Consider the following 21,953-nt stretch of genomic DNA (forward strand, 5'->3'; position numbering starts at 1 on the left):
AGAGAATTCGACAGGAATAGAATGAGAGGGGAATTACATTGAATAAACAAAGCTTCTCCAGCCGCAGCTTGTTGCTGCTGGGATTATCGCTTGGCTATTTTATGGTGCTGCTTGATATGACGGTTGTTAGTGTCGCACTTCCAGCCATCCATGCAGATCTAGGTGGAGGAATATCCGATCTTCAATGGGTCGTTAATGCCTATACGATTGTGTTTGCTGGATTACTGTTATCGATGGGCGTATTTGCTGACAAGCTGGGAGCAAAACGTTTATATATTTGGGGGCTGGTCCTGTTCCTTATAGCCTCGGCTGCATCGGCAGTTGTCTCATCGATCAGCTTATTAATCGTGCTGCGCGCCGTCCTTGGAATAGGAGGAGCAGCTTTACTGCCAGCCTCCCTGACACTTATGGTTCATATGTATCCCGAACCTGCTGAACGTGCCAAAGCGCTGGGGATATGGACCGCGATTACCGGTGTGGCTATGGCAGCCGGGCCGGTAATCGGTGGAGTATTGGCTGATTCAACAGGATGGCGAAGTATATTCCTTCTTCAAGTACCTGTTGCTGTGCTTAGCCTGCTGCTGACAGGTTTGCTTGTCAGAGAAACCCCTCGGTCGCAGCAGAAAAGCTTTGATATAGGGGGACAGGTGACCGCTATAGGGGCCATCGCCGCCTTATCTTTTAGTCTGATGGAAGGACAAAGATATGGCTGGCAGTCTTTTCAGATAGTAGGATCGTTTGTTCTAGCATTGCTCTGTATCTTCTTGTTTGTCTATATTGAGGCAAAAGGAAAAGCACCACTTTTTCCGCTGCAGCTATTCAGAAACAGAACCGTATCGGCAGGCCTGCTTGGCGGATTGTCTATTAACTTAGGGTTGTCAGGGATTTTATTTGTCTTTCCTTTGTTTTTTCAGCAAGTTCAAGGTCTGTCAGCTCATTCAGCTGGGCTTTCACTTCTTCCGCTTATGCTTCCGCTAGCCTTTAATCCGATACTGACCGGACGACTCGTCGGCAGGGTAGGCGCACGTATTCCAATGACAGCTGGGTTCTGTCTCGGAGCGGCCGGGTCATTACTGCAAGTATGGACGAATGAGAATACGAGTTATGTTTGGACGTTTATTGGATTGTTATTAATCGGTTTTGGGGTTTCTTTAACGATTCCTTCGCTTATGTCAGCAGTTATGTCCTCTGTTCTAAAAGAACAATCCGGCGCTGTTTCCGGTGCCTTGAATTCCAGCCGCCAGCTCGGATCGGTATTAGGGGTCGCGCTCATTGGCTCCATTCTCAGCGGCAGCCAATCATTTATGACTGGCATGCATGCCGCTTTTATTCTAATCACAATCATTTTATTTATAGGCATATTTCTCTCTAGTTCCATGCCCGGCAGGAAGAATTGATCCAGCAATCTTTTTGTATGTATGTAAGGAACTTAATATAACACCTAATATTCCCAATAATACACCTCGTCCTGTACCCCCTCACACTCTAAGATGAGAGATGCAACTATCCTTGAACAAGACCGAGGGGGAGTACGGATGGCACGAAGTAAGGTAATGCTGTCTGCTTTGATGGCGCTGCTGCTGTTATTTACAGCGTTTCCGGTATATGCAGCAGATGATGAAGCGGGTACGGTTAGCAGCGAATCGGACAGCTATGTAAGGATTAAGAACAAATGGAAGAGCAATTATTTGTATGAAGGCTCTGATGGCGTAGTACGCTACGGATTTACTGCAATAGACAACGAGAATTCACATTGGCAAATAGAAGAGAGCAATGGCATAACTAGAATTAAAAACCGTGCAACCGGCCATTACATCGCAATGGAGGACACGAATCAGCGCCGTGATCCTTTGCTCAGTCGCAGCATTACGGAGAGCACGACGGATGATCAGTGGATAATAGCCGACTCGAGCCGGGCTGGTTATGTCATCATTAAGAATGCCATCGATCCTTCAGCGAATCTGGTCATCCACCAAGAGGATCAGCTCGGATTTGCAGAGGTAAGCGGAGATATTAATATTACTTTCGAAAGCCCGCAATGGGCACTTGAGCCGGTAGATCCTGCGGGTATTCCTGTTCGTATCGTCAACCAATACAAGGCAGGGCAATATCTGTATGAAGATCAGGAAGGCTTCGTCAAATTTGGCGTTGCCGGCGGGATTACCGATCAGACTACTCATTGGTATATCGAGACGGTGGTAAAGAAGGAAGACGGATCATCTGTCATCCGTTTGAAAAACCGTGCAACCGGCCATTACATCACCCAAGGTGCAGAAGGCTGGATGCAGCTTAAGGCAACAGCTCAGAATGGGACAAAAAGCGAATGGACGATGGGGCCAGCGGCTAGTGCGGGCTTCCTAACTTTTACAAGCGTATTTGCAGCTGAAGGTGAAACACCTCTCAACTATGTGTTAAATACCCAGTTCCCGGATGATACCAATGTGCGGGCCAATGACTGGGCGCAGCCTTCTTGGGGAAGTGCCCAGTGGCGTATTGATAGGGCAACGGATGTTCAGCCAATTCGAATTGCAAGTTATTCCGATGACCCTGCGGGAGTTGCGTACTTATATGAAGACAACGGTGTTGTAAAATATGGGGCGCTCGACAATTCAAATGCAGGCGTGTATCAGTGGATTTTAGAAGATTATGATGGTAAGACGCTAATCCGCAATCTGGGAACCGGTCATTATATTCATAACGGTGTTTCAGAGCCAACCGATCCATTAACGGCCGATGCGGCTTCCACGATTGACACTTCCTATCAATGGACCATCGCATCTTCGAATATTTATGATGATTACAAGACGATTAAGAATGGCAGCGGAACGAATGTTTATCTGCATAACGCAGGTGCAATCGGAGCTGCACAAGCAGGAACCATTGATCCTGATACAAACCCGGCACAATGGCTTTTCGCCGACCCATCAGTATCGACAGATGGTTCCCCGCAGTTTGTACGCATTATGAATGAATGGCAGTCTATGTATTTATATGAAGATATGCAGGGCAATTTGAAATACGGCAATATAAGAACCGATGATGAGCGGGATCAATGGGTGGTTGAACGCTTCCAAGGCCGCAAACGGATTAAAAACCGTGAAACGAATCATTATATAAATCTGCAAAATGTAACGGACGGCCATATTAAAGTAACTGACGTCGAGGACGATTGGCGAAGTGCAGTATGGGTAATTGAGGATATGGGCGGCGGCTCCCGGCTGATTCATAGCGTACTTGATGCGAATGATGAGGAAGGTGCCCAAAAGTATATAAACTTGCAAAACCTGACCAAATACGCTGAATACGGCATTATTAATCCGAACTGGGGAAGTCCGCGCTGGCGTTTTGTTAATGTTCCTGCAGAAGCGCCAAGCAACATCCGGATCAAGAGCAAGCTGACAGGCGGTTACTTGTATGAAGTAACAGATGCAAGCTCGGAAGATCTAGGTAAGGTTAAGTTTGAAGACCTTGCGGAATCGGATACCTCGTCCGTCTGGTTCCCTGAAGATACGGGGGATGGTGTAGGGTCTGTCCGACTGAAAAACCTTTCAACCGGCCATTATTTATCTATGGAAGGGGTAGGTGGTGCAGTAGAGCAGGATGCACCTGATTTCAAGCTGGCATCTGAACAAATCTATCCGCAATGGGGCAGCGCCAAATGGTATTTGCAAGATAGTGCAAGTACGGGCTATATCAACATCAAGAGCGCTTGGGCTGGCCACTATGTCTATGAGCCAAGCGGTGATGTTGCAGGTTATGCACTCGTAAGCAAGCTTGTCGCGGGCAATGATGAAGGACAATTCGCGGTGGAAGAAGTTGAAGTACCTGAAGCGCCTCTGCCAGCTGTTCCAGTCCGAATCAAAAATGCGGCAACCGGCCAATTCCTATATGAGAACCATGGAGGAGTCGTGCTGTATGGCAATGTGGATTTAGAGAACGGATATTCACATTGGCTGCTTAGCGGTGACAACGGATCTTATCGCATTACGAACCGTGTAACGGGACATTACATCGCCGTAGATGACAACTATCGGTATATTATTAGCGGAGAAGCGGGAGCAGTTACCCCAAGAGCAGACTGGTCTATTGAGTCGCAAGGCTCAAGCTATCTGATCCGCAGCTTATATGGAAGCTTTGACGATGAATATATCAATGTGCAAAATGGTGCTGGTTACGCGGAACGCGGCTTATTCCCATCCTCTTTCGGAACATTGCAATGGAGCTTTGAGAACGCACCAGAGAGCTTCACAACTCCCGTGATGGGCGAAGAGCGTAACGAAGTGACGAGCACACCAATATTCGATGACACAAACAATATCATGTTTACATTAGACGGCAAGTCACTTGCAGAATCTAGTGGTGCTGCGATTGTTACGGCAAGCTCTGGTACGGGTAATCCAAGTGCCGAATGGCTGCTGCAGGATTACAATGGGCGCAAGCTAATTAAGAACCGGGCAACAGGGAAGCTTTTATCGCTCGATCTTTCACTCGTAGACAGCAGTGCATTAACGGATACTGAGCAGTGGGTCGTGGAAGAACATCTTGGACGCTTCGTGATTACGAATGCGGCTGAGAAGACCGGAGCGCTCTATCTGGAAGACGATCAGCTTCAATATGGTGAAGAAGGCCTTACATCATCTGCTGCATGGAATTTGATTCCGGTCAGCGGCAAGGTGATCTATGAAGCAGAGAATGCTTTCCATAGTCAAAGTATGACGACAGCTTCTTTATCCAATGGTTATACAGGCACTGGCTATTTGGAAGGAATGACGAAGGAAGCTGATCTCATTCGTTTTGTTGTTAATGCGAAGGACGCAGGCTCTTATGAGGCTTCGATACGCTATCTTACAGGCCAGTCTGGCAAGCTTAAGCTGACTGTAAACGGCAGTCCAATGGATTCAATTACAGTCCAAGCAGCTGCAAGCTGGAGAAATGCAGCTGTAACGCTTGACCTCCGGTCAGGCATTAATACCGTAACGGTACAGAAGGATTCGGCGGTAAGCGGAAGTCTTTCCATCGACTCTTTCACGGTAGATAATGATGTTAACCTTGACTATCGCGGTGCGACAGTACCATATGTTACTTATGAAGCTGAGCATGCTACCACGAATGGTTCATTCATAGGGCCTTCGAGAGTGTATCGCGAGATGGCATCCGAGGCTTCCGGCAGACAGGCGGTTGAACTGGATGAGACAGGCGATTATGTTGAGTTTACTTTAGCGGAAGCGGCAAACTCCATTGTGTTACGTTACGCCATCCTTGACAGCGCCGATGGCAGCGGACTGCAAGAAACCTTAGGCTTGTATATCAATGGTGAGTTCAAACAGAAATTACACTTAACTTCCAAATATGCATGGGAATACGGCAGCTACCCTTGGTCGAATGATCCAACGCAAGGCAGTGCGCACCGCTTCTTTGATGAAATTCATGCGCTGATTGGCGATGTTCCTGCTGGTGCGACAATCAGGCTGGAGAAGGATGCAGACAGCTCGGCTGATTATTATGTCATCGATCTGGCCGACATGGAGCAGGTTGCAGGTTCGTTTGTGATGCCAGACGGTTTCCTCTCGGTGGCGGACTATGGCGCGGCGGCTAATGATGGTGAGGACGATACAGCTGCTTTTAATGCCGCAATGACAGCAGCAAAGGCATCTGGCAAAGGTGTCTGGTTCCCAGCAGGAACGTTCGAGCTTCGTGACAGCTTGCTGCATGTAACTGATGTGACAATCCGTGGTGCTGGCATGTGGTATACAACTCTGCTTGGTGCACGGTTTATCGGAGATGGCGGCAACATTCAAGTATTTGATCTTCTTGTCGATGGCGATTTGAACATCCGGGATGACGAAGCAAGCACACATGGCTTTGAAGGTGAGTTTGGTCCAGGCTCCGTTATTCAAAATGTATGGATCGAGCATTCCAAGACAGGCCTCTGGCTGACGCGCCTCAAAGGCAGTACAGGATTTACCGACAGCCTTCATATGATTGGCCTGCGGATGCGTAATTTGATGGCGGATGGCATTAACTTCTGTGTAGGAACGAGCAACAGTATGCTGGAGCAAAGCGATATCCGTTACCCAGGTGATGACGGTATTGCCATGTGGTCTGCAGAAGGTGTAGCCAGCGTCAACAATACGGCTCGCTTTAATACGGTATCTCTTCCTTGGCTGGCGGATAACATGGTTATTTTCGGCGGCAAGGACAACAAGATGACGGATAATATTGCAAAAGACACGATTACAAATGGTGCAGGCTTAGCGGTATCGACTCGGTTTAATCCGGTTCCGTTCAGCGGTACAACTGTGGTGGAACGTAATACGCTGATCCGCACTGGCAGCTTTGATTCCGGTTATGGAATCAATCTAGGTGCGATCTGGGTATTTGCTAGCGAAAAAGATTTGAACGGTACGGTCAACATCCGCAATAATACAGCCATTGACAGCACATATGCCGGATTGATTGTTCATGGCGAGTTCCAAGTAAATGGTGTAACGATCGAGAATACCGTGATTGACGGAGCGGGAACAAATGGTGTGGATGTCACGCCAAATGTAAAAGGCTCAGTCGCAATTGATAATGTGATTGTCCGTGGAGAACGGATTTCCGTAGTTAATGATACGAATCCGAATTTTGCCTTCCAGGAGCTGAACGAAGGATTTGCTAATCTTCAACCATTCCAGTTCAGCTTAGGTGAACTGAGCAGGGGACCATTCGTTCATGAGAAAGGCGATGCTGAGAATGTACATGTATATAACCGCAACGGTGAAGAGGTTACGAATGATGCGGTGATTACAGTAGACAACACAAATATCGCTAATCTGGAAAGCGGTGTATTAAAAGCAGTCCGTCCAGGTAATGTGAAAATAACGGTTGTCTACAATGGCAAGACTCGAGTATTTACCCTGCAAATTAATGGGAAGGAAGACGGCAGCACAGGGACGAATCCAGGTTCGAGCAGCTCAGGCACTGAAGGATCGAAGGCAGTTGCTGCTTCAGCGAAGCCGGAAGATAACGACAAGGCTTTAAAGGATGAAGTGAAATCTGGCCAGCATGTCATTACATTTGATGTCAGTGGGGCTGCAGTCTCCGGAAAAGCGGCATTTACTGTAAAAACGCTGTTGGAGCTAGCTGCATCTAATCCGGATTTGACTGTGTTGATTCAGAATCAACAGGCAAGCTATACGTTCCCGCTAAAACTGCTAGCACATGTTCTTCAAGCGAACGGCATATCGGATACGGCGAACGCGGTTTGGACTTTCTCTATTCAATCGCCGGCTGTTGATCTTACATCGAAGCTGAACAATGATGCAGTCCTCCAAGGCATCAAGCCTGTTGGCAACGCAATTGATTTTAGCATATCGGTTCAATACGGCAGCCAGACGATTGTCATTACAAACTCCGGCGGTTCGTACATCGAGCGGACAATAACGGTTGATGGAGCTCAAGATACCGGAAAATTAACTGTACTCGTGTATGATCCGGTCACAGGAACATTCAGCTCCGTACCTGCCGTCATTTCGGTGAGGGATGGCAAAACCGTAATTACGATTAAAAGTATGGGCAACAGCATCTACACAGCTGCCGAGATCACTCGCACTTTCTCGGATACAGCCATCCACTGGGCAAAAGCAGATATTGCACTGCTTGCAGGTAAGGGAATCCTTAATGGTACATCTGCTGGTAAGTTCGAGCCGGAACGCGCCGTAACACGTGCGGAATTTGCCGCCATGCTGGTTCGTGCGCTTGGTATTCGTGAAATGGGTGAACCACGTACCTTCAAAGATATCACAAGTGGCAGTTGGTATGCGGATGCTGTAAAACTTGCTTCTGGTGCAGGTATCATTAACGGCTACGGCGACGGTTCCTTCCGGCCAAATAATCAAGTAACCCGTGAAGAGATGGCCATCATGTCCGTGAAAGCTCTTGAACTTGCAACAGGCAACAAGCTGGTTGCAGCGGCTCTGAGCTATAAGGATTCGGGCAGTATCTCAAATTGGGCATCAGATGCCGTTGGCAAAGCAACAGGCGCAGGTATATTAAAAGGCAAACCAGACGGCTCCTTTGCACCTTCAGGCAGTGTAACTCGTGCCGAAGCAGCAACCCTATTAAAAAGGCTTCTTGTTTCCTCTGAATTGATCAGCGAGTAAACGCCAAACAAAAGAGGTTGTCCCAAGCTATTGGGGCAGCCTCTTTTTCATAACCTAGCCTTTGTAAACAAAACTCTTAACGAACCCTCATCACGCTATTCGCTCGAAATAAATGGTTTTAAAAATGTAACGAATCCTCCTATCACTATTCCTCGCTCAAGTGCTCTATTTCCCTTCTAACTAACCAAATAGCGTTACCAGGATTCGTTAGAATCCCGGTAACGCTATTTTTTGAAGAGTAAGCATCTGACGATTCGTTAGACGAATTATTCTTTCTGTTAACTGAAGGCACTCACTCCATATATGGAGTGCCTATTTTTTAAAAAAAGATAGGTTAAATGCAAACGGAGCATTTTGAATGTTTCTGTAGAAGCAAGGATTATGCTTACGAAGTAGCTTTCTTTCAGAAAGCTTTTAAGCGTTCGCTTTTGTGAGGGGATTCCAATCCTATTGGAATAGTTCAAGGAATCCCCGAGCAATGGCGATCGGAAGAACATTTGAATGCGCAGTTTGCCATTTAGCCTATTCAAAGTAGTCAATTCTAACAAGAAAAAAGTAAAAATAACGGCATAGGTGGTCGGGTTTGATTTTTTATAATAAACACAACCACTACTATTCTAAGAAATTCGAGGTGCTTAATATGGAGACTTCACCACAAGTAATGGGAAAGCTGGAGAAGCCGAAAAAAGTACGCTCGCTGCAAAGCGGAGAAACTCTTGCCGGTTTGCTGTTCGTGAGCCCGATGCTCATAGGCGTATTTGTTCTCGTCCTGCTCCCCATCATAGCAACAATTGTACTTAGCTTTGCGGATTGGAATTTCGTTCAAGGCTGGAAAGGGATTGACTGGGTTGGCTTTGGCAACTTCAAAAAGCTATTCCAAGACGATCAATTCTTGCGCTCCGTACGCAATAACTTTGCCTTCCTGCTGGCTGTACCGGTGTATATGTTAATCTCCATGGTGCTCGCCGTTCTTATCGACCGCCATGTCTATTTGAAAAGCTACTTCAAGGTTGCTTACTTCATGCCTTATATTTCGAGTATCGTTGCTGTTGCTGTCGTATGGCAAGTCTTGTTCCAACCATCCTATGGACCAATTAACCAGGTGCTGCACACCTTAGGCTTCAGCAACCCGCCGAAATGGATTGCCGATCCTCATTTCGCACTCATTTCCATCATGATGATCGTGGTTTGGACTTCCATCGGCTTCAATATGATTATCTACACGGCTGGGCTGCAGTCGATTCCAAAAGATCTGTATGAAGCGGCTGATATTGACGGTGCAAACGGCTGGGTCAAATTTGCAAGAATTACATTCCCGCTGCTGTCGCCAACATCGTTCTTCCTTCTTGTAACCGGTGTCATCGCAACCTTTAAAGTGTTTGATATTATTGCCGTTATGACGCAAGGTGGCCCGATTGGCTCTACCTCGCTGATGGTCTGGTATTTGTACGATACAGCATTCGTTAATCTTAAAGTAGGTTACGCCTCGTCTATTGCAGTCATGCTGTTCGTGTTCGTTCTTCTTATTACATTTGGACAATGGATTGCACAGAAGAAATGGGTTAATTATTAATCGCGGAAGGAGCGGTACTTCATGCCAACAACAAACACAGGCTTCAACTGGCGCAAAGGCGTTATTACAGTCATTATGTTCGCTATAAGCATCATTTTCCTGATGCCATTTATATGGATGCTGATTACCTCTTTTAAATTGGAAAAGGATGTATTCGTTTATCCCATTGAGTGGATTCCGAAACATTGGCATGCCATAGAGAACTATAAGGAAGTATGGGTGGGAGATTATCCCTTCTGGAAATACTATCTTAATTCGATTAAAGTAGGCGTTACGACTACGTTTATCTCGGCTCTGCTTTCATCGTTTGCTGCTTACGGCTTCTCCAAGATTAAGTTTAAAGGAAGCAACTTCTTGTTTCTGATTGTACTCGCGACGTACATGGTGCCAAGCCAAGCAATTCTGATCCCGCAATTTATTTTGTACCGTCAGATCGGCTTGTTCGACAGCTTGTGGGGTCTTATTCTTCTTAGCAGCTTCAGCGTATTGGGGACCTTTATGCTTCGCCAATTCTTTATGGGCGTCCATCAGGAATTTATTGAGTCAGCTAAAATTGATGGGGCGAACCATTTCCGGACTTTCTGGAGTATTGGCCTTCCGCTTGTGAAGCCTGCCGTTGCAACCTATGCGATTTTGCGCTTTATCTGGACATGGAATGACTATCAGAACCCGCTTATTTTCCTCCGAAGCGACAATCTGTTTACGATTCCACTGGCCATGCAAAAGTTCACTTCGCTCAGCGGCGAATTCTACTCACTAATTATGGCGGCTGCGGTATCTGCGATCCTGCCGCTCCTGATTGTATTCATCATTGGTCAGAAGAGTGTTATCGAAGGTATTGCACTTGGTGGAGTGAAAGGGTAATGAAAGCGTTAGCAGAAAGTCGAATTTGTTGCATTTTAGGTAAAGATAGTTTCATCCTTACCTGACATCTGCTCACTATAATGAAAACTATCAACATCCTATTTAGCATTTCAGAGAGGGGCAAAAGAAATGAAAAAGAGATGGGTTTCAGGATTGGCGATCAGTTTAATGCTTACAGGAGTACTTGCAGGATGCGGAAATTCTAACAATGACACAAACAACAAGAATGCCAATGCATCGGCTAATGCGAATGCTACGGCAAGTGCAGACGCTGGATTGAACAACACAGCAAGCGGAGATCCAGTAAAACTGCGCTTGTACACTTACGGCACTGAGCAAGCTTATAACTGGAAAGCAACACTTGATGCTTACCATGAGAAAAATCCGAATATAACGGTAGAGCTTGTACAGCTGAGTGAAAAAGGCGATACACAGGAAGCGATGAAAAAGCTCGACCTCGGAGTTGCATCCGGTGAGCAAATTGACGTCCTGATGTTCAGTGATGCTGCCGGCTATGCTCAGCGTGTAGCACTTGGCATGGCTGCTCCACTTGATGACTTCCTAGCTAAAGACGGCTATAAGGTGGAAGAGGATTATAAAGTAGATACGCATTTGAATGGCAAAGTATATGCGCTGCCAGGCAAATTCAACCCTTGGTATGTTCTTCTGAACAAGGACAATCTGGACGAAGCAGGACTTGCGGTTCCGACGGATTGGACCTGGGATGAGTACGCAGACTACGCGAAAAAGCTGACAAAAGGTGAAGGCGCGACCAAACGTTATGGCACTTACTTCCATGGCCCGCAAAATGGCGGCTGGATGGAATACTTGAAGCTGATGATGGAGAACCAGCCAACAGGTTCGGAGTTCCTGAAAGCAGACGGCACATCTAACTTGGATGATCCTAACTTCAAGAAAACACTTGAGCTTCGTGTGAAAATGGAAAAAGAGGACAAATCCTCCGTTCCGTACTCAGATATGATCTCGCAAAAGCTGGCTTACCGTAACCAATTCTTTAACCAATCCGCAAGCATGTTGACAATTGGTTCTTGGATGAACACGGAAATTGGCGGTACAGATACACTTCCGCTGACCTTCCATGTAGCAGTTGCTCCATTCCCGAAAAACGCGGCTGGTGACCAATCCGGCATCACACCTGTAACAACAGACTATGTAGCTGTATCGGAAAGCTCCAAAAACAAAGATGAAGCTTATAAATTCGTTCGCTGGTACACAACCGAAGGTCAAGTTGTTCAAGGCAAAAACATTCCAGCATGGAATGGCGTAAGCAACGACCAAGTGGCTGGTATTATCGATACAATCCTAAGCGGTACTAAAAATCCTGAGCTTGTTGACAAACAAAGCTTGGTAAATACACTTGTTAATTCGAAAGCAACTGAAATTATCGCACCAGCATCTTATCAAGCAGAAGTGTACAAAGCAATCAACGAAGAGTATGAAAAACTGATTCTTGGCAACCAGGATATCGACACAACCGTTGCGAACTCCAAGAAACGCGTTGACGAAATTATTGCAGCCAACAAAAAATAATAATCAGGTATAATAAGTTTCAAAGGGGACGGGTATGACGTCCCCCTTTTCTATCTAAGGGGGACACCATGGATGTACCGCATCAGATCCTACTTTCATTCCGTACGAGGGAAGCTTTCATTAGTCGCTGTGCTTTGTATTCTAATACCAGCCGTATTAACGATGCTCATTTATAACTCCCTAACGAGAGAGGCTGTTGAACAGCAAGCGAAAGAAAATGCAACCGATTCCATGCAGCTGGTCAATGGGTCCGTAAAAAACCTGTTCCAAGGGATGCTGAATACGGCCAATTACTTTCAAGCAAATACGGATATGAAATCAAGCTTTATTAAAATGATAAATACGGATCAAATTGATCCCTACGATAAATTTATGGCCACGAACCGGATTATGCAGCAGCTTGAGACACTGACTTATATCGGGGAAAAGAGCTATATCACGATTATATTGACCAATGGTGAAACGTTTACGAACTATTCCAAGGATGAAATGGATCCGCTGCGCTTTCAGAAGGAGCCTTGGTTCGAGAATTTGAAGCAGTTAACTGGGCTGCAATCCTACTGGGTGAACACAGCACCAACGATGTTTCCATATGACAAGATCAGCAGTCCTTATCAAATTTCGGTGGCCAGGACGTTGAGGTTCGACAGTACCCGGATTTACGGATACGTCATTGTGACGATGATGGAAAACAAGTTCAGCCGCATCTTGGGCAGCTTGACTGGCAGTCAGGAAGTGCTTCTGGTGGATGGGGATGGACGGATCTTGTCTTCACCACGTCAGGAGCAGATTAACCAGACGTTCCAATACAGCAGGCAGATGCTGGAAAGTGACCCTCAGGCAGCATCATCCATTATTAAAGATGAGAATAAGAAGATCCTGCTGACTACCGCTGATCTTTCGTTTATTGACTGGCATCTTGTGGCGACGGAACCCTACCAGGATGCAATTGTAAATATCAGCTCGATTTTTAACCGGGTATTTTTATTCCAGGTTATTTCTTTTATTATCTTTCTCGTACTGCTGCTGGTGTTGATGAGACAACTGACGAAACCGCTAATCCGTCTAGGTAAAGTTGCCTCAAGTGTACAGCGGGGTAATCTGGAAGTCCGCTCGAGTATTCGTGGAGCTGATGAGATCGGAAGATTAGGTTTTCTGTTCGACCAAATGCTTGACCGGATCAAAGAGATGCTTGCCGAGGTTTCGTTGACTCAAGCGCGGAAGCGTAAGGCAGAGCTTGCGATGCTGCAAGCTCAGATCAATCCGCATTTTCTGTTTAATGTACTCAATTCCATCCGTATGAAGGTCATGCGCGGTGGTGATCAGGACAGTGCGAAGATGATTGCTTCCTTATCTAAGCTGCTGCGAATGACGATCAGCAGGGATGAGGATGCGATTATGCTGCATGAAGAGATTGAGCTGCTGACGCATTATGTGGAGTTAATGAACCTCAGGCAGAAGGAAGAGGCGCGGCTGGTTGTGGATGTTGAAGTGACATCCTTTGATATCAAGGTACCGCGGTTTATTTTACAGCCGCTGGTTGAGAATGCGCTTATCCATGGCCTTAATCAAAGTGCAGGAAAGATCCGCATTACGGCAGTCAGAAATGATCATTTTCTGGAGCTGGCCGTAGAGGATGACGGGAATGGCATTGATCCAGATGCGCTGCACAGTCTGAGAGAACGTCTGTCGACAGCAGCCATAGAGCCTGGCCAAGAGACAGGGCGTGCGAAAACACCTGGCATGTCCGGAATTGGCGTGGCGAATGTAGCAGAGCGAATGCGGATTATGTTCGGCGATGCCTTTCATATAACCGTGGATAGTGGGAATGGAACCCGCATTATTATGCATATCCCAATTCGAGAGGAGGGTCGTCCTCATGTATAAAGTGATGCTCGTAGATGATGATTATCCGGTCATCGAGCTGTTGTCGGAAGTGGTAGATTGGGAAAAGCTTGGCCTCGTCTTGTGCGGAAAGCATGAGAACGGGCTTGCTGCGTGGGAACATATGCAGGAGGAAATGCCGGATATATTGGTGACAGATATCGGGATGCCGAAGATGGATGGTCTGGCACTAGTAACCAAAGTGAAGCAGTTGAACCCTAAAGTTCGAATCGTCATCTTATCCTGTCATAGTGAATTCCAATATGCTCAGCAGGCGATGCGGCTTGATGTACAGGATTATTTGCTGAAGGATCAGCTTGATCCGGAGGATTTAGTAGGGCTGCTGCAGAAGTTTAAGGATGGCTTTGACGGCGAGAGCCAAAGGCTGAATGAACAAAACCAAATGCAGCGAATGGTCAGTGAGACGCAGGAACTGCGGAAAGAAAAGCTGTTCCGGGAGTTCGTTCAGCAGCCATTAATCTCTCCGGAGCAATGGCAGCGTGACTTTGCTTCTTACGGCTTATTCCAAAGCGGAGAGCTATGTCTTCCAGTAGCCGGCTTTATTGAAAGCTACAATGTCATTAAGAACCGGTTTGATTCGGATCAAACCTTGCATTTTGCCATTAGCAATGTCATGGAGGAACTGCTCACAAATCTTCCACTTCGGGTTGTGCATATCGGCTACAGCAGCAGGCAATCGTTATTGTTGTTTGCGTTTAAGCCAGGACTAAAGCAAAATGTGTTCGATCAAGTACAGACTAGTCTTCAAACGATCCAAAGAACGCTTGGTCAAGTGCTTAAGGTGAAAATGGCTTTTCTGATCGGAACGAGCTGTGACAGTCCGCAGCTGCTGAAGATGGCGTTATGCAATCTATTGAAGGCTGATGAACAGCGGTTCTATTTATCCCAAGCGGAAATCACCAAATGGCAGAAGGACTTGGAGCAGGCATCGGGTCTCCTTGCTAAGTACGATCAGGCTGGGGCTGAAATTCGTGAAGCACTGATGGCGAAAGATGGAGAGAAAATCAATTCCTTGGCGGGCAAATGGGAAGCGCATATTCGCGGAGAACGGTATTCTTCTGAAGAAGTCAGAGACTGGGTGCTTAAGCTGCTCATTGATATGCGGTTGAAGCTTCATGCTATGCTGTTTGCTTCGCCGGCTTTAACAGCCGAAAAGCTGCATAAGGAGATCGTTAATTTTGACTCGTTATGGGGCTTGTTCCAATGGTTTAATACGCAGTTGTTATCCTACATTGCAGCTAGAGAAGATGCATTGCCCGTAAGCAAACGGCGTGAGGTATCTGAAGCATACAAATATGTGTCGATGAATCTGGGCAAAAGGATTACACTGGAGGAAGTAGCTGCTCATTTGCATATGAATCCCAGCTATTTCAGCCGTTTCTTCAAGAAGGAGACGGGCCTTACCTTTATTGAATATGTAACGGATCAGAAGATTGATCGGGCCAAAGAGCTGCTCGACCAGACGAATTATTATGTAAGCGAGATTTGTGAAATGCTTGGCTACGATAATCAGAGCTATTTCATTAAGACATTCAAAGCGCAGACAGGCTTAACACCAACCGAATATCGCGGTTAGTAGGAGGGAATATGCGAATCATCTATGAATGGGAACAAGAAAAATTAGCACAATGGCTCGCTGATCAGCCTGAAGTGGAGGATAAAATCTATTCTCTCACCGGGAACCGGATCAATTGGCAGGAAATGAAAGAGTCCTCACTTTATGCAGGCATGATTAAGGAGATAAGAGAGGAAGGAGAACGCCTGCTTGAGCGTTCTATCCCAGTTCTGACTGAAGAGATTTACAAGTTGTTTGAGACTAATGGTAACCGGCTTATTTATGAAGGACTTTATTTCGAACGGCGCCGTCGTCTTACTTCATTTGTCTTTCTACATTGTCTTTTTCCTGATGAGGACCGGTATCGTCAGGCTTTAATAGAGATCATAGAGGCGATTCTCGAAGAGAAAACCTGGTGTCTGCCTGCACATATGAGAGGACAGCAGATTAATCGCCATATTGATTTATTTGCTTCGGAGACTGGCTTTGCACTTGCTGAAATGATAACGATTACTGGGCAGTCCTTGCCTACGGCACTTCGTGAAGCAATGATGGAGCAAGTGGAGCGGAGATTGTTTACCCCTTATCTGGATGATCAATTCCCATCTTATCATTGGGAGAGTGCAGACCATAACTGGGCGGCCGTTTGTGCAGGCTCGATTGGATCGGCAGCTTTGCTGCTGGAACGTGATCCTGTTCGGAAATCCGCCATTATTCATCGGGCAATCGGAACAATGAACCATTATTTATCCGGCTTTGGTGATGATGGTGCTTGTGCGGAAGGTCCGGGTTATTGGAATTACGGTTTTGGTTACTTTGTTTATTTTGCTGATCTGCTGAAGCGCGCGTCGAATGGGAACGCTGATTTATTCGTCTCAGAGCTGGTACAGACGATCGCTAGGTTCCAGCAAAAGGCTTACCTGGTGAAAAATCGTCCGGCCAACTTCTCAGACGCTTCCTCTCATGTAAGCGTAAACATCGGATTGTCCGATTATCTTGCTGCTCAGATCGAGGGAGTCGAGTATGCGCCGTTATCGATTAGAGCGGGCTTTACGGATGACCACTGCAGTCGTTTTGCACATGCGTTACGCAATCTGGTTTGGTTCCGTCCCGACGCTCCAAGGAATACAGATTGGGCAAGCGGAAGCTGGTACTTGCCTGATGCCCAGTGGTTCATTTCGCGAAGCACAGGGAAGAGGGGCAGCTTTGGCTTTGCAGCCAAAGGGGGCCACAATAATGAGCCACATAATCATATCGACGTAGGTCATTTTATCTTGCTTGCGGATGATGACCCGGCGTTTGCCGTTGATCTTGGCAGCGGCGAATATACAGCACAATACTTTGGCGATGGCCGCTATGAATATGATTGCACAGGAGCGCAGGGGCATTCTTTGCCGATTATCAAAGGTCGTTATCAGGAGGTAGGCGCGAAGAGCGCAGCTAAAGTGTTGCAGCTTGAGCAAGGGGAAACCGAAGATCGGTTTACACTTGAGCTTGCAGCTTGTTACCCGGATAGCGGACTTGATTCCTATACCAGACAATTTGTGTGGAATAAAACCGACCTTCCAGAGCTCGTGTTAACGGATACAATCCGGTTTGAGCAGCAAGGTGGTGCCATTACAGAAGTAATCGTTAGCAAATGCGCACCAGTTGTCCTTCACGATGGGCAAATTCAACTGAAGGGCAATCGACATACGGTTCTTTTGAATTTTGAACCTCTTCATCTGGATGTCTCAATTGTTGAGCGCGCTTATTCGAATCATTCTGGCCAGGAAGAAAGCTATTATCGGATTTACCTCATTTCCAAAGATGAGGTATCCCTTGAAAAGACGTTTAAACTTACATTCAAATTTCAAGAATAGGTGGAATCAGAGGATGAATACAATTTCTGCGAATCGCATTGAAACGGCTCCATGGGTGAATGAAGCTTGGGAACAAACCATTAATAAAGTAAAATGGACAAGTGCACGTATTGGTGCCGAGTTCCCGCATGCAAGTCAAGGTGGTACTTATGTACTTGAAGCTCCACACTGGTGGACAGCTGGTTTTTGGCCGGGACTTCTTTGGCTCCTTCATGAAGGGGAAGGCAGTGCGGATACAACATTCCGTCCTATTGCAGAAGAATGTGAAGTTAGACTGGATGAAGTGCTCGACGGCTATGATCGATTGGATCATGACATCGGTTTTATGTGGACGTTAACGAGCGTGATTAACTATAAGCTATACGGAAGTGAATTATCCCGAAGAAGAGCGCTGAAAGCCGCTAACTATTTGATGGGCCGCTTTAATTTGAAGGGCAATTTTATCCGCGCATGGAATCCTTGGAGTGAAGGGGAAGACAACAGCGGCTGGGCTATTATTGATTGTGCAATGAACGTACCATTGCTGCACTGGGCTACTCGTGAAACAGGGGATCTAAGATACAGCCATGTTGCGGAAGCGCATATGGGAACGGTTCTAAATCACTTCATTCGTAAGGACGGATCGGTCCGCCATATTGTGCGGTTTGACCCGCAGTCCGGCGAAGTAGCCGAATATATCGGTGGTCAAGGTTTTGGACCCGAGTCCGCTTGGTCCCGTGGAACGGCATGGGCGGTATACGGTCTTGCGCTTGCTGCCAAGCATACAGGAAGACAAGAATATATCGATGCGGCGAAGCATGTTTCTCACTTCTTCCTGTCGCAGCTACCGGAAGACAGCGTACCAGTATGGGATTTCCGAGCACCGGAGGAAACCAAAGTACTTCGTGATTCATCAGCAGGAGCTTGTGCAGCCTGCGGGCTGCTGCTGCTCTCCGAGCTTGTGCCTGATTCGGAAGCTTTCAGCTACCGGAATGCAGGGGAACGTATTCTGAAGTCTCTGTACCAGAACTATGGTGCCTTTGATCAGGATGAAGAAGAAGGACTTATTTTACATGGTACAAGCCATTATCCGGAACGTAAAAACATGGATGTACCACTTATTTATGGCGACTACTTCTTCGTGGAAGGTCTTGCGCGGCTAAGAGGGGGCGCGACGATTCCATGGGAATAAAGCCAATTGCAGCTAATCCTCTGCAAAGTAAAAGGGATCTGGAGCAGGTATTCCGTGAGCTGGCGGAGCCGCTTCTTCCTTTTTACTCTGCTGGTGGAGCACGCTTGGAGCTGGACGGTTCAGGTGCGGGCCAAACAGTCGACGTTGCCGGCATGGAAGGCTTCTCCCGTATTATATGGGGCTTGGCTCCTCTTGCTGCAGGCGGCGGCACGATTGATGAAGACTTGCTGCAAGTTGTACTTAAAGGAATAACGAACGGAACAAATCCCGAGCATGAAGAGTATTGGGGAGAGGTGTCCGATTATGACCAGCGACTGGTTGAGATGGCATCACTCGGATTAGCGTTAGCGATCGCACCTAATCGTCTTTGGGAACCGCTCAGCCAAGTAACAAAGCAGCATTTCTATAACTGGTTAAATCAAATCAATGAACGCAAGGTTCATGACTGCAACTGGCTATTTTTCCATGTACTCGTTAACGTTGGCTTCTATAAGCTGGGACTTCCGTATGCAAAGGATCAACTCGGAGCGAATCTTGATCGGCTTGAACAGTTCTATCTGGAAGAAGGCTGGTACGAAGACGGTACTTCGGGCCACTGTGATTATTATGTACCACTTGCGTTCCATTATTGCGGATTAATCTATTCCGCCCTTATGAAGGAAGAAGATCCAAAACGGGCGGAGCGTTTCGAGGAACGAGCCATATTGTTCGCTCAGCAATTTGTACATTGGTTCTCGGAGGATGGCCGCGCGATTCCATATGGCAGAAGCTTAACTTATCGGTTTGCGCAGGGCGCTTTATGGGGGGCTTTTGCTTTCGCAGACGTTCAGCCATTTGAGCCAGGTGCGATTAAAGGTCTGTATCTGCGCCATTTGCGCTGGTGGTTCCAGCAGCCGATTATTGCTTCAAACGGAGTGTTAACAGTTGGCTACGGCTACCCGAATCTCATTATGGCGGAAAACTATAATGCTCCGGGTTCGGTCTATTGGGGACTGAAAGCCTTCTTGCCGCTGGCATTGCCAGATAACCATTGGTTCTGGCAGGTTGAGGAGCTGCCGCTTCCTGAACTTCCGGCTGTATCGGTTCAGCAGGCTCCTCATTTAGTCATCTGTCGAGATAGTGAGCGAGATCATATTGCCGCCTTTAATACCGGCCATTTAACTTCTAATGAGCATACCCATACGTCTGCAAAATATGAGAAGTTCGTTTACTCAGCTTCCTTTGGCTTCAACGTACCGCGGGCGGAATGGGGGTTATCGCAAGGAGCCTTTGACTCCATGCTCGCCTTAAGTGAAGGCGATAATCTTTACCGGGTCCGTAGACGGAATGAACAAACATCCATCGACGGTGATCTGCTTACTTCGGTATGGAAGCCTTGGCGGGATGTTACAATCACGACCTATTTGATTGCAGGTTTACCATGGCATTTACGAATTCATCGAATCGAGACGGCTAGGGAGCTGGATGCGGCAGAAGGTGGTTTTGCCTTGCCGCTGAATCCTTCACTTGTCGTATCGCAGCACAGTGTAAGTGTATCGGGCATGACCGGATTTGGCAGCAGCGGGATAACAGGCATCTACGGATATGAACGGGCTGAGCTTATTTATGCCCAATCCAACACAAACCTGATGTTCCCAAGGACTACGATTCCAACGCTGCGTGCGAAGCTCGAGCCAGGTAGCCATGTATTAATATCTGCTGTTTACGGGGAGCCAGGCAAGGATGACGCGGTTCAATCTGATGATTGGAAGAAGCTGTTCCAAGTTACTATCAAGGATGATCAAGTAAGAGCTGTCAGTCCTTTAGGTAAATTCATAACGTTACCCTTTAAATAAGAACCGCCTTCGCCCAAGCTGCATATCCTAATGGCAGAAGCCTACTGGGGGAATGCCAATGAAAAGCATTGCAGCGCCAATTGGACGCGGGCCGTCTATTACGACCATTGTACTTGTGCTTTATGTGCTTCTTGTCGTTCTGCTGTTTTTTTGTTTCATCTGATAATAGAGTCAAATACAAAAAAAAAAGTCGGTATCGATCATTAAATCGGTACCGACTTTTTTGTGTTAGAAGCCTAAGTACTGAGGCTCTTCACTTTCAAGCTCTTTAACTCGGCCTGCTACTTGATCAACAATGGATTGCGTTTGCTGTGCAGCTTGCTCGAACATTTGCTTGGCCGATTTATTTTCAGTCGACAGAGCAAATTGCTCCAGGCTAGCTTGCGCGCTCTTCAAAGAGGCTACGCATGTTTTTACATCGGATGCTACGGTCATGTGAAACACCTCCTTATGAATGGGCAACAGAACTAATATGGCAGGCTTTTACACTTCACATTCATGGGAAAAACCTCCATGACCCTGAACCATTTTCCTTCTGTGGAAAATGGTTATTCGTGTTGCCATCGGCTTTTTGACAAATAATTTAACCGTAGAAATAAGCGGACAGGGGGACTCGAATTGTGCAGGATTGGTTAGAGATAACTCTTCGCACTTTGCTCTCGATATTTGTTTTATTCTTGATGACGAAAATCGTGGGGAAGCGGCAAATATCCCAGCTTTCATTCTTTGAGTACATTACCGGTATTTCAATCGGCAACCTTGCTGCATACGTATCGCTTGATCTTGAGGCCACCTGGTATTTGGGGCTGATTTCTCTTGGCGTATGGGTTGCTGTCTCCGTTGGGATCGAGTTCTTGCAATTAAAGAGCAAGAAAGCCCGCGACTTGATTGACAGCAAGGCAACCGTTCTGATTAAAGGTGGTAAAGTACTTGAGGATAACTTGAAGAAAGAACGGTTAACGACCGACGAGCTGCTGGAGCAGCTGCGTAAAAAAAGTGCTTTCCGTGTGGCGGATGTTGAATTTGCCATCATGGAACCAAGCGGGGACATTAGTGTGTTACTCACTAGAGAAAATCAGCCGATTACACCTGCTCATCTAGGCATAAAAGTGGCTCCAGAGCACGAACCTCAGGCTGTTATTATGGATGGAAAAATCTTGGATGAACCGCTGTCCACAGTTGGTCTGAACCGCAGATGGCTGACGACTGAGCTCGAAAAAATCGGCGTGTCCTTGGACAATGTGTTTATCGGACAAGTTGATGCGTACCGTCAACTATACGTCGATTTGTATGATGATCATATTAAAGTACCCCAGCCTCAGCTTAAAGCAGAGCTGTATGCTTTACTGAAGAAGATTGAAGCGGATTTGGAGCTGTTTGGTCTATCGACGAAGAACAAGGATGCGAAGCATATGTATGAGCGATGTGCACAAGAGATGCAAACCGTCATTATCAAGATGAAGCCGTTATTGCATCACTAAATAAGGAGGCAA

At 46.7% G+C, this 21,953-nt stretch carries 12 protein-coding genes; 11 read left to right on the forward strand and 1 reads right to left on the reverse strand.

Annotated features, from left to right (window positions below):
• Nucleotides 1-38 precede the first annotated feature (38 nt).
• The 10 genes from FHS17_RS07170 (at nucleotide 39) to FHS17_RS07215 (ending at nucleotide 20,460) form a co-directional block, all read left to right on the forward strand.
• Nucleotides 39-1,397 (forward strand): MFS transporter, encoded by a 1,359-nt coding sequence (locus tag FHS17_RS07170; RefSeq protein ID WP_243865231.1) that lies wholly within the window; start codon nucleotides 39-41, stop codon nucleotides 1,395-1,397.
• Nucleotides 1,398-1,535: 138 nt separating this feature from the next.
• Nucleotides 1,536-8,144, forward strand: a complete 6,609-nt coding sequence (locus FHS17_RS07175) for an S-layer homology domain-containing protein (RefSeq protein ID WP_167277344.1) — start codon at nucleotides 1,536-1,538, stop codon at nucleotides 8,142-8,144.
• 640 nt (nucleotides 8,145-8,784) lie between these two features.
• Nucleotides 8,785-9,717, forward strand: a complete 933-nt coding sequence (locus FHS17_RS07180; protein WP_167278175.1) for a carbohydrate ABC transporter permease — start codon at nucleotides 8,785-8,787, stop codon at nucleotides 9,715-9,717.
• A 21-nt stretch (nucleotides 9,718-9,738) separates the two neighbouring features.
• A complete protein-coding gene (locus FHS17_RS07185; RefSeq protein WP_167277345.1) occupies nucleotides 9,739-10,581 on the forward strand; it encodes a carbohydrate ABC transporter permease in 843 nt (280 codons plus the stop codon).
• Between the two features lie 129 nt (nucleotides 10,582-10,710).
• Nucleotides 10,711-12,132, forward strand: coding sequence for an ABC transporter substrate-binding protein (locus tag FHS17_RS07190; RefSeq protein WP_167277347.1), 1,422 nt, complete (start codon nucleotides 10,711-10,713; stop codon nucleotides 12,130-12,132).
• Between the two features lie 72 nt (nucleotides 12,133-12,204).
• The gene (locus tag FHS17_RS07195) at nucleotides 12,205-14,019 is read left to right on the forward strand and encodes a sensor histidine kinase (protein WP_167277349.1); all 1,815 of its coding nucleotides are present in this window, start codon (nucleotides 12,205-12,207) and stop codon (nucleotides 14,017-14,019) included.
• Entirely contained in the window at nucleotides 14,012-15,613 is a 1,602-nt protein-coding gene (locus tag FHS17_RS07200) for a response regulator transcription factor (RefSeq protein WP_167277351.1), read from the forward strand. The genes FHS17_RS07195 and FHS17_RS07200 overlap by 8 nt, the downstream gene beginning before the upstream one ends.
• Before the next feature lie 11 nt (nucleotides 15,614-15,624).
• Nucleotides 15,625-17,454 (forward strand): hypothetical protein, encoded by a 1,830-nt coding sequence (locus FHS17_RS07205; protein ID WP_167277353.1) that lies wholly within the window; start codon nucleotides 15,625-15,627, stop codon nucleotides 17,452-17,454.
• 13 nt (nucleotides 17,455-17,467) lie between these two features.
• Nucleotides 17,468-18,625, forward strand: a complete 1,158-nt coding sequence (locus tag FHS17_RS07210; protein ID WP_167277355.1) for a glycoside hydrolase family protein — start codon at nucleotides 17,468-17,470, stop codon at nucleotides 18,623-18,625.
• Entirely contained in the window at nucleotides 18,616-20,460 is a 1,845-nt protein-coding gene (locus FHS17_RS07215) for a DUF2264 domain-containing protein (protein ID WP_167277357.1), read from the forward strand. Before FHS17_RS07210 ends, FHS17_RS07215 begins: the two co-directional genes overlap by 10 nt.
• 228 nt (nucleotides 20,461-20,688) lie before the next feature.
• Here FHS17_RS07215 and FHS17_RS07220 read toward each other — a convergent pair whose 3' ends face one another.
• Entirely contained in the window at nucleotides 20,689-20,895 is a 207-nt protein-coding gene (locus FHS17_RS07220) for a DUF1657 domain-containing protein (RefSeq protein WP_167277359.1), read from the reverse strand.
• A 185-nt stretch (nucleotides 20,896-21,080) separates the two neighbouring features.
• Between FHS17_RS07220 and FHS17_RS07225 the strand changes: the two genes are divergently transcribed.
• Nucleotides 21,081-21,941 carry a YetF domain-containing protein gene (locus tag FHS17_RS07225; RefSeq protein ID WP_167277361.1) on the forward strand — a complete coding sequence of 287 codons (861 nt, stop codon included), beginning with the start codon at nucleotides 21,081-21,083 and terminating at the stop codon, nucleotides 21,939-21,941.
• Nucleotides 21,942-21,953: the final 12 nt, after the last annotated feature.

The organism is Paenibacillus lupini, assembly GCF_011761355.1.
Lineage (GTDB): Bacteria > Bacillota > Bacilli > Paenibacillales > Paenibacillaceae > Pristimantibacillus > Pristimantibacillus lupini.

What these genes read in the sequence shown, in the direction of transcription:
- FHS17_RS07175 (WP_167277344.1), top strand. Translation starts at nt 1,536, where the DNA reads ATGGCACGAAGTAAGGTAATGCTGTCTGCTTTGATGGCGCTGCTGCTG.
- FHS17_RS07180 (WP_167278175.1), top strand. Translation starts at nt 8,785, where the DNA reads ATGGAGACTTCACCACAAGTAATGGGAAAGCTGGAGAAGCCGAAAAAA.
- FHS17_RS07185 (WP_167277345.1), top strand. Translation starts at nt 9,739, where the DNA reads ATGCCAACAACAAACACAGGCTTCAACTGGCGCAAAGGCGTTATTACA.
- FHS17_RS07190 (WP_167277347.1), top strand. Translation starts at nt 10,711, where the DNA reads ATGAAAAAGAGATGGGTTTCAGGATTGGCGATCAGTTTAATGCTTACA.
- FHS17_RS07195 (WP_167277349.1), top strand. Translation starts at nt 12,205, where the DNA reads ATGTACCGCATCAGATCCTACTTTCATTCCGTACGAGGGAAGCTTTCA.
- FHS17_RS07200 (WP_167277351.1), top strand. Translation starts at nt 14,012, where the DNA reads ATGTATAAAGTGATGCTCGTAGATGATGATTATCCGGTCATCGAGCTG.
- FHS17_RS07205 (WP_167277353.1), top strand. Translation starts at nt 15,625, where the DNA reads ATGCGAATCATCTATGAATGGGAACAAGAAAAATTAGCACAATGGCTC.
- FHS17_RS07210 (WP_167277355.1), top strand. Translation starts at nt 17,468, where the DNA reads ATGAATACAATTTCTGCGAATCGCATTGAAACGGCTCCATGGGTGAAT.
- FHS17_RS07215 (WP_167277357.1), top strand. Translation starts at nt 18,616, where the DNA reads ATGGGAATAAAGCCAATTGCAGCTAATCCTCTGCAAAGTAAAAGGGAT.
- FHS17_RS07220 (WP_167277359.1), bottom strand. Translation starts at nt 20,895, where the DNA reads ATGACCGTAGCATCCGATGTAAAAACATGCGTAGCCTCTTTGAAGAGC.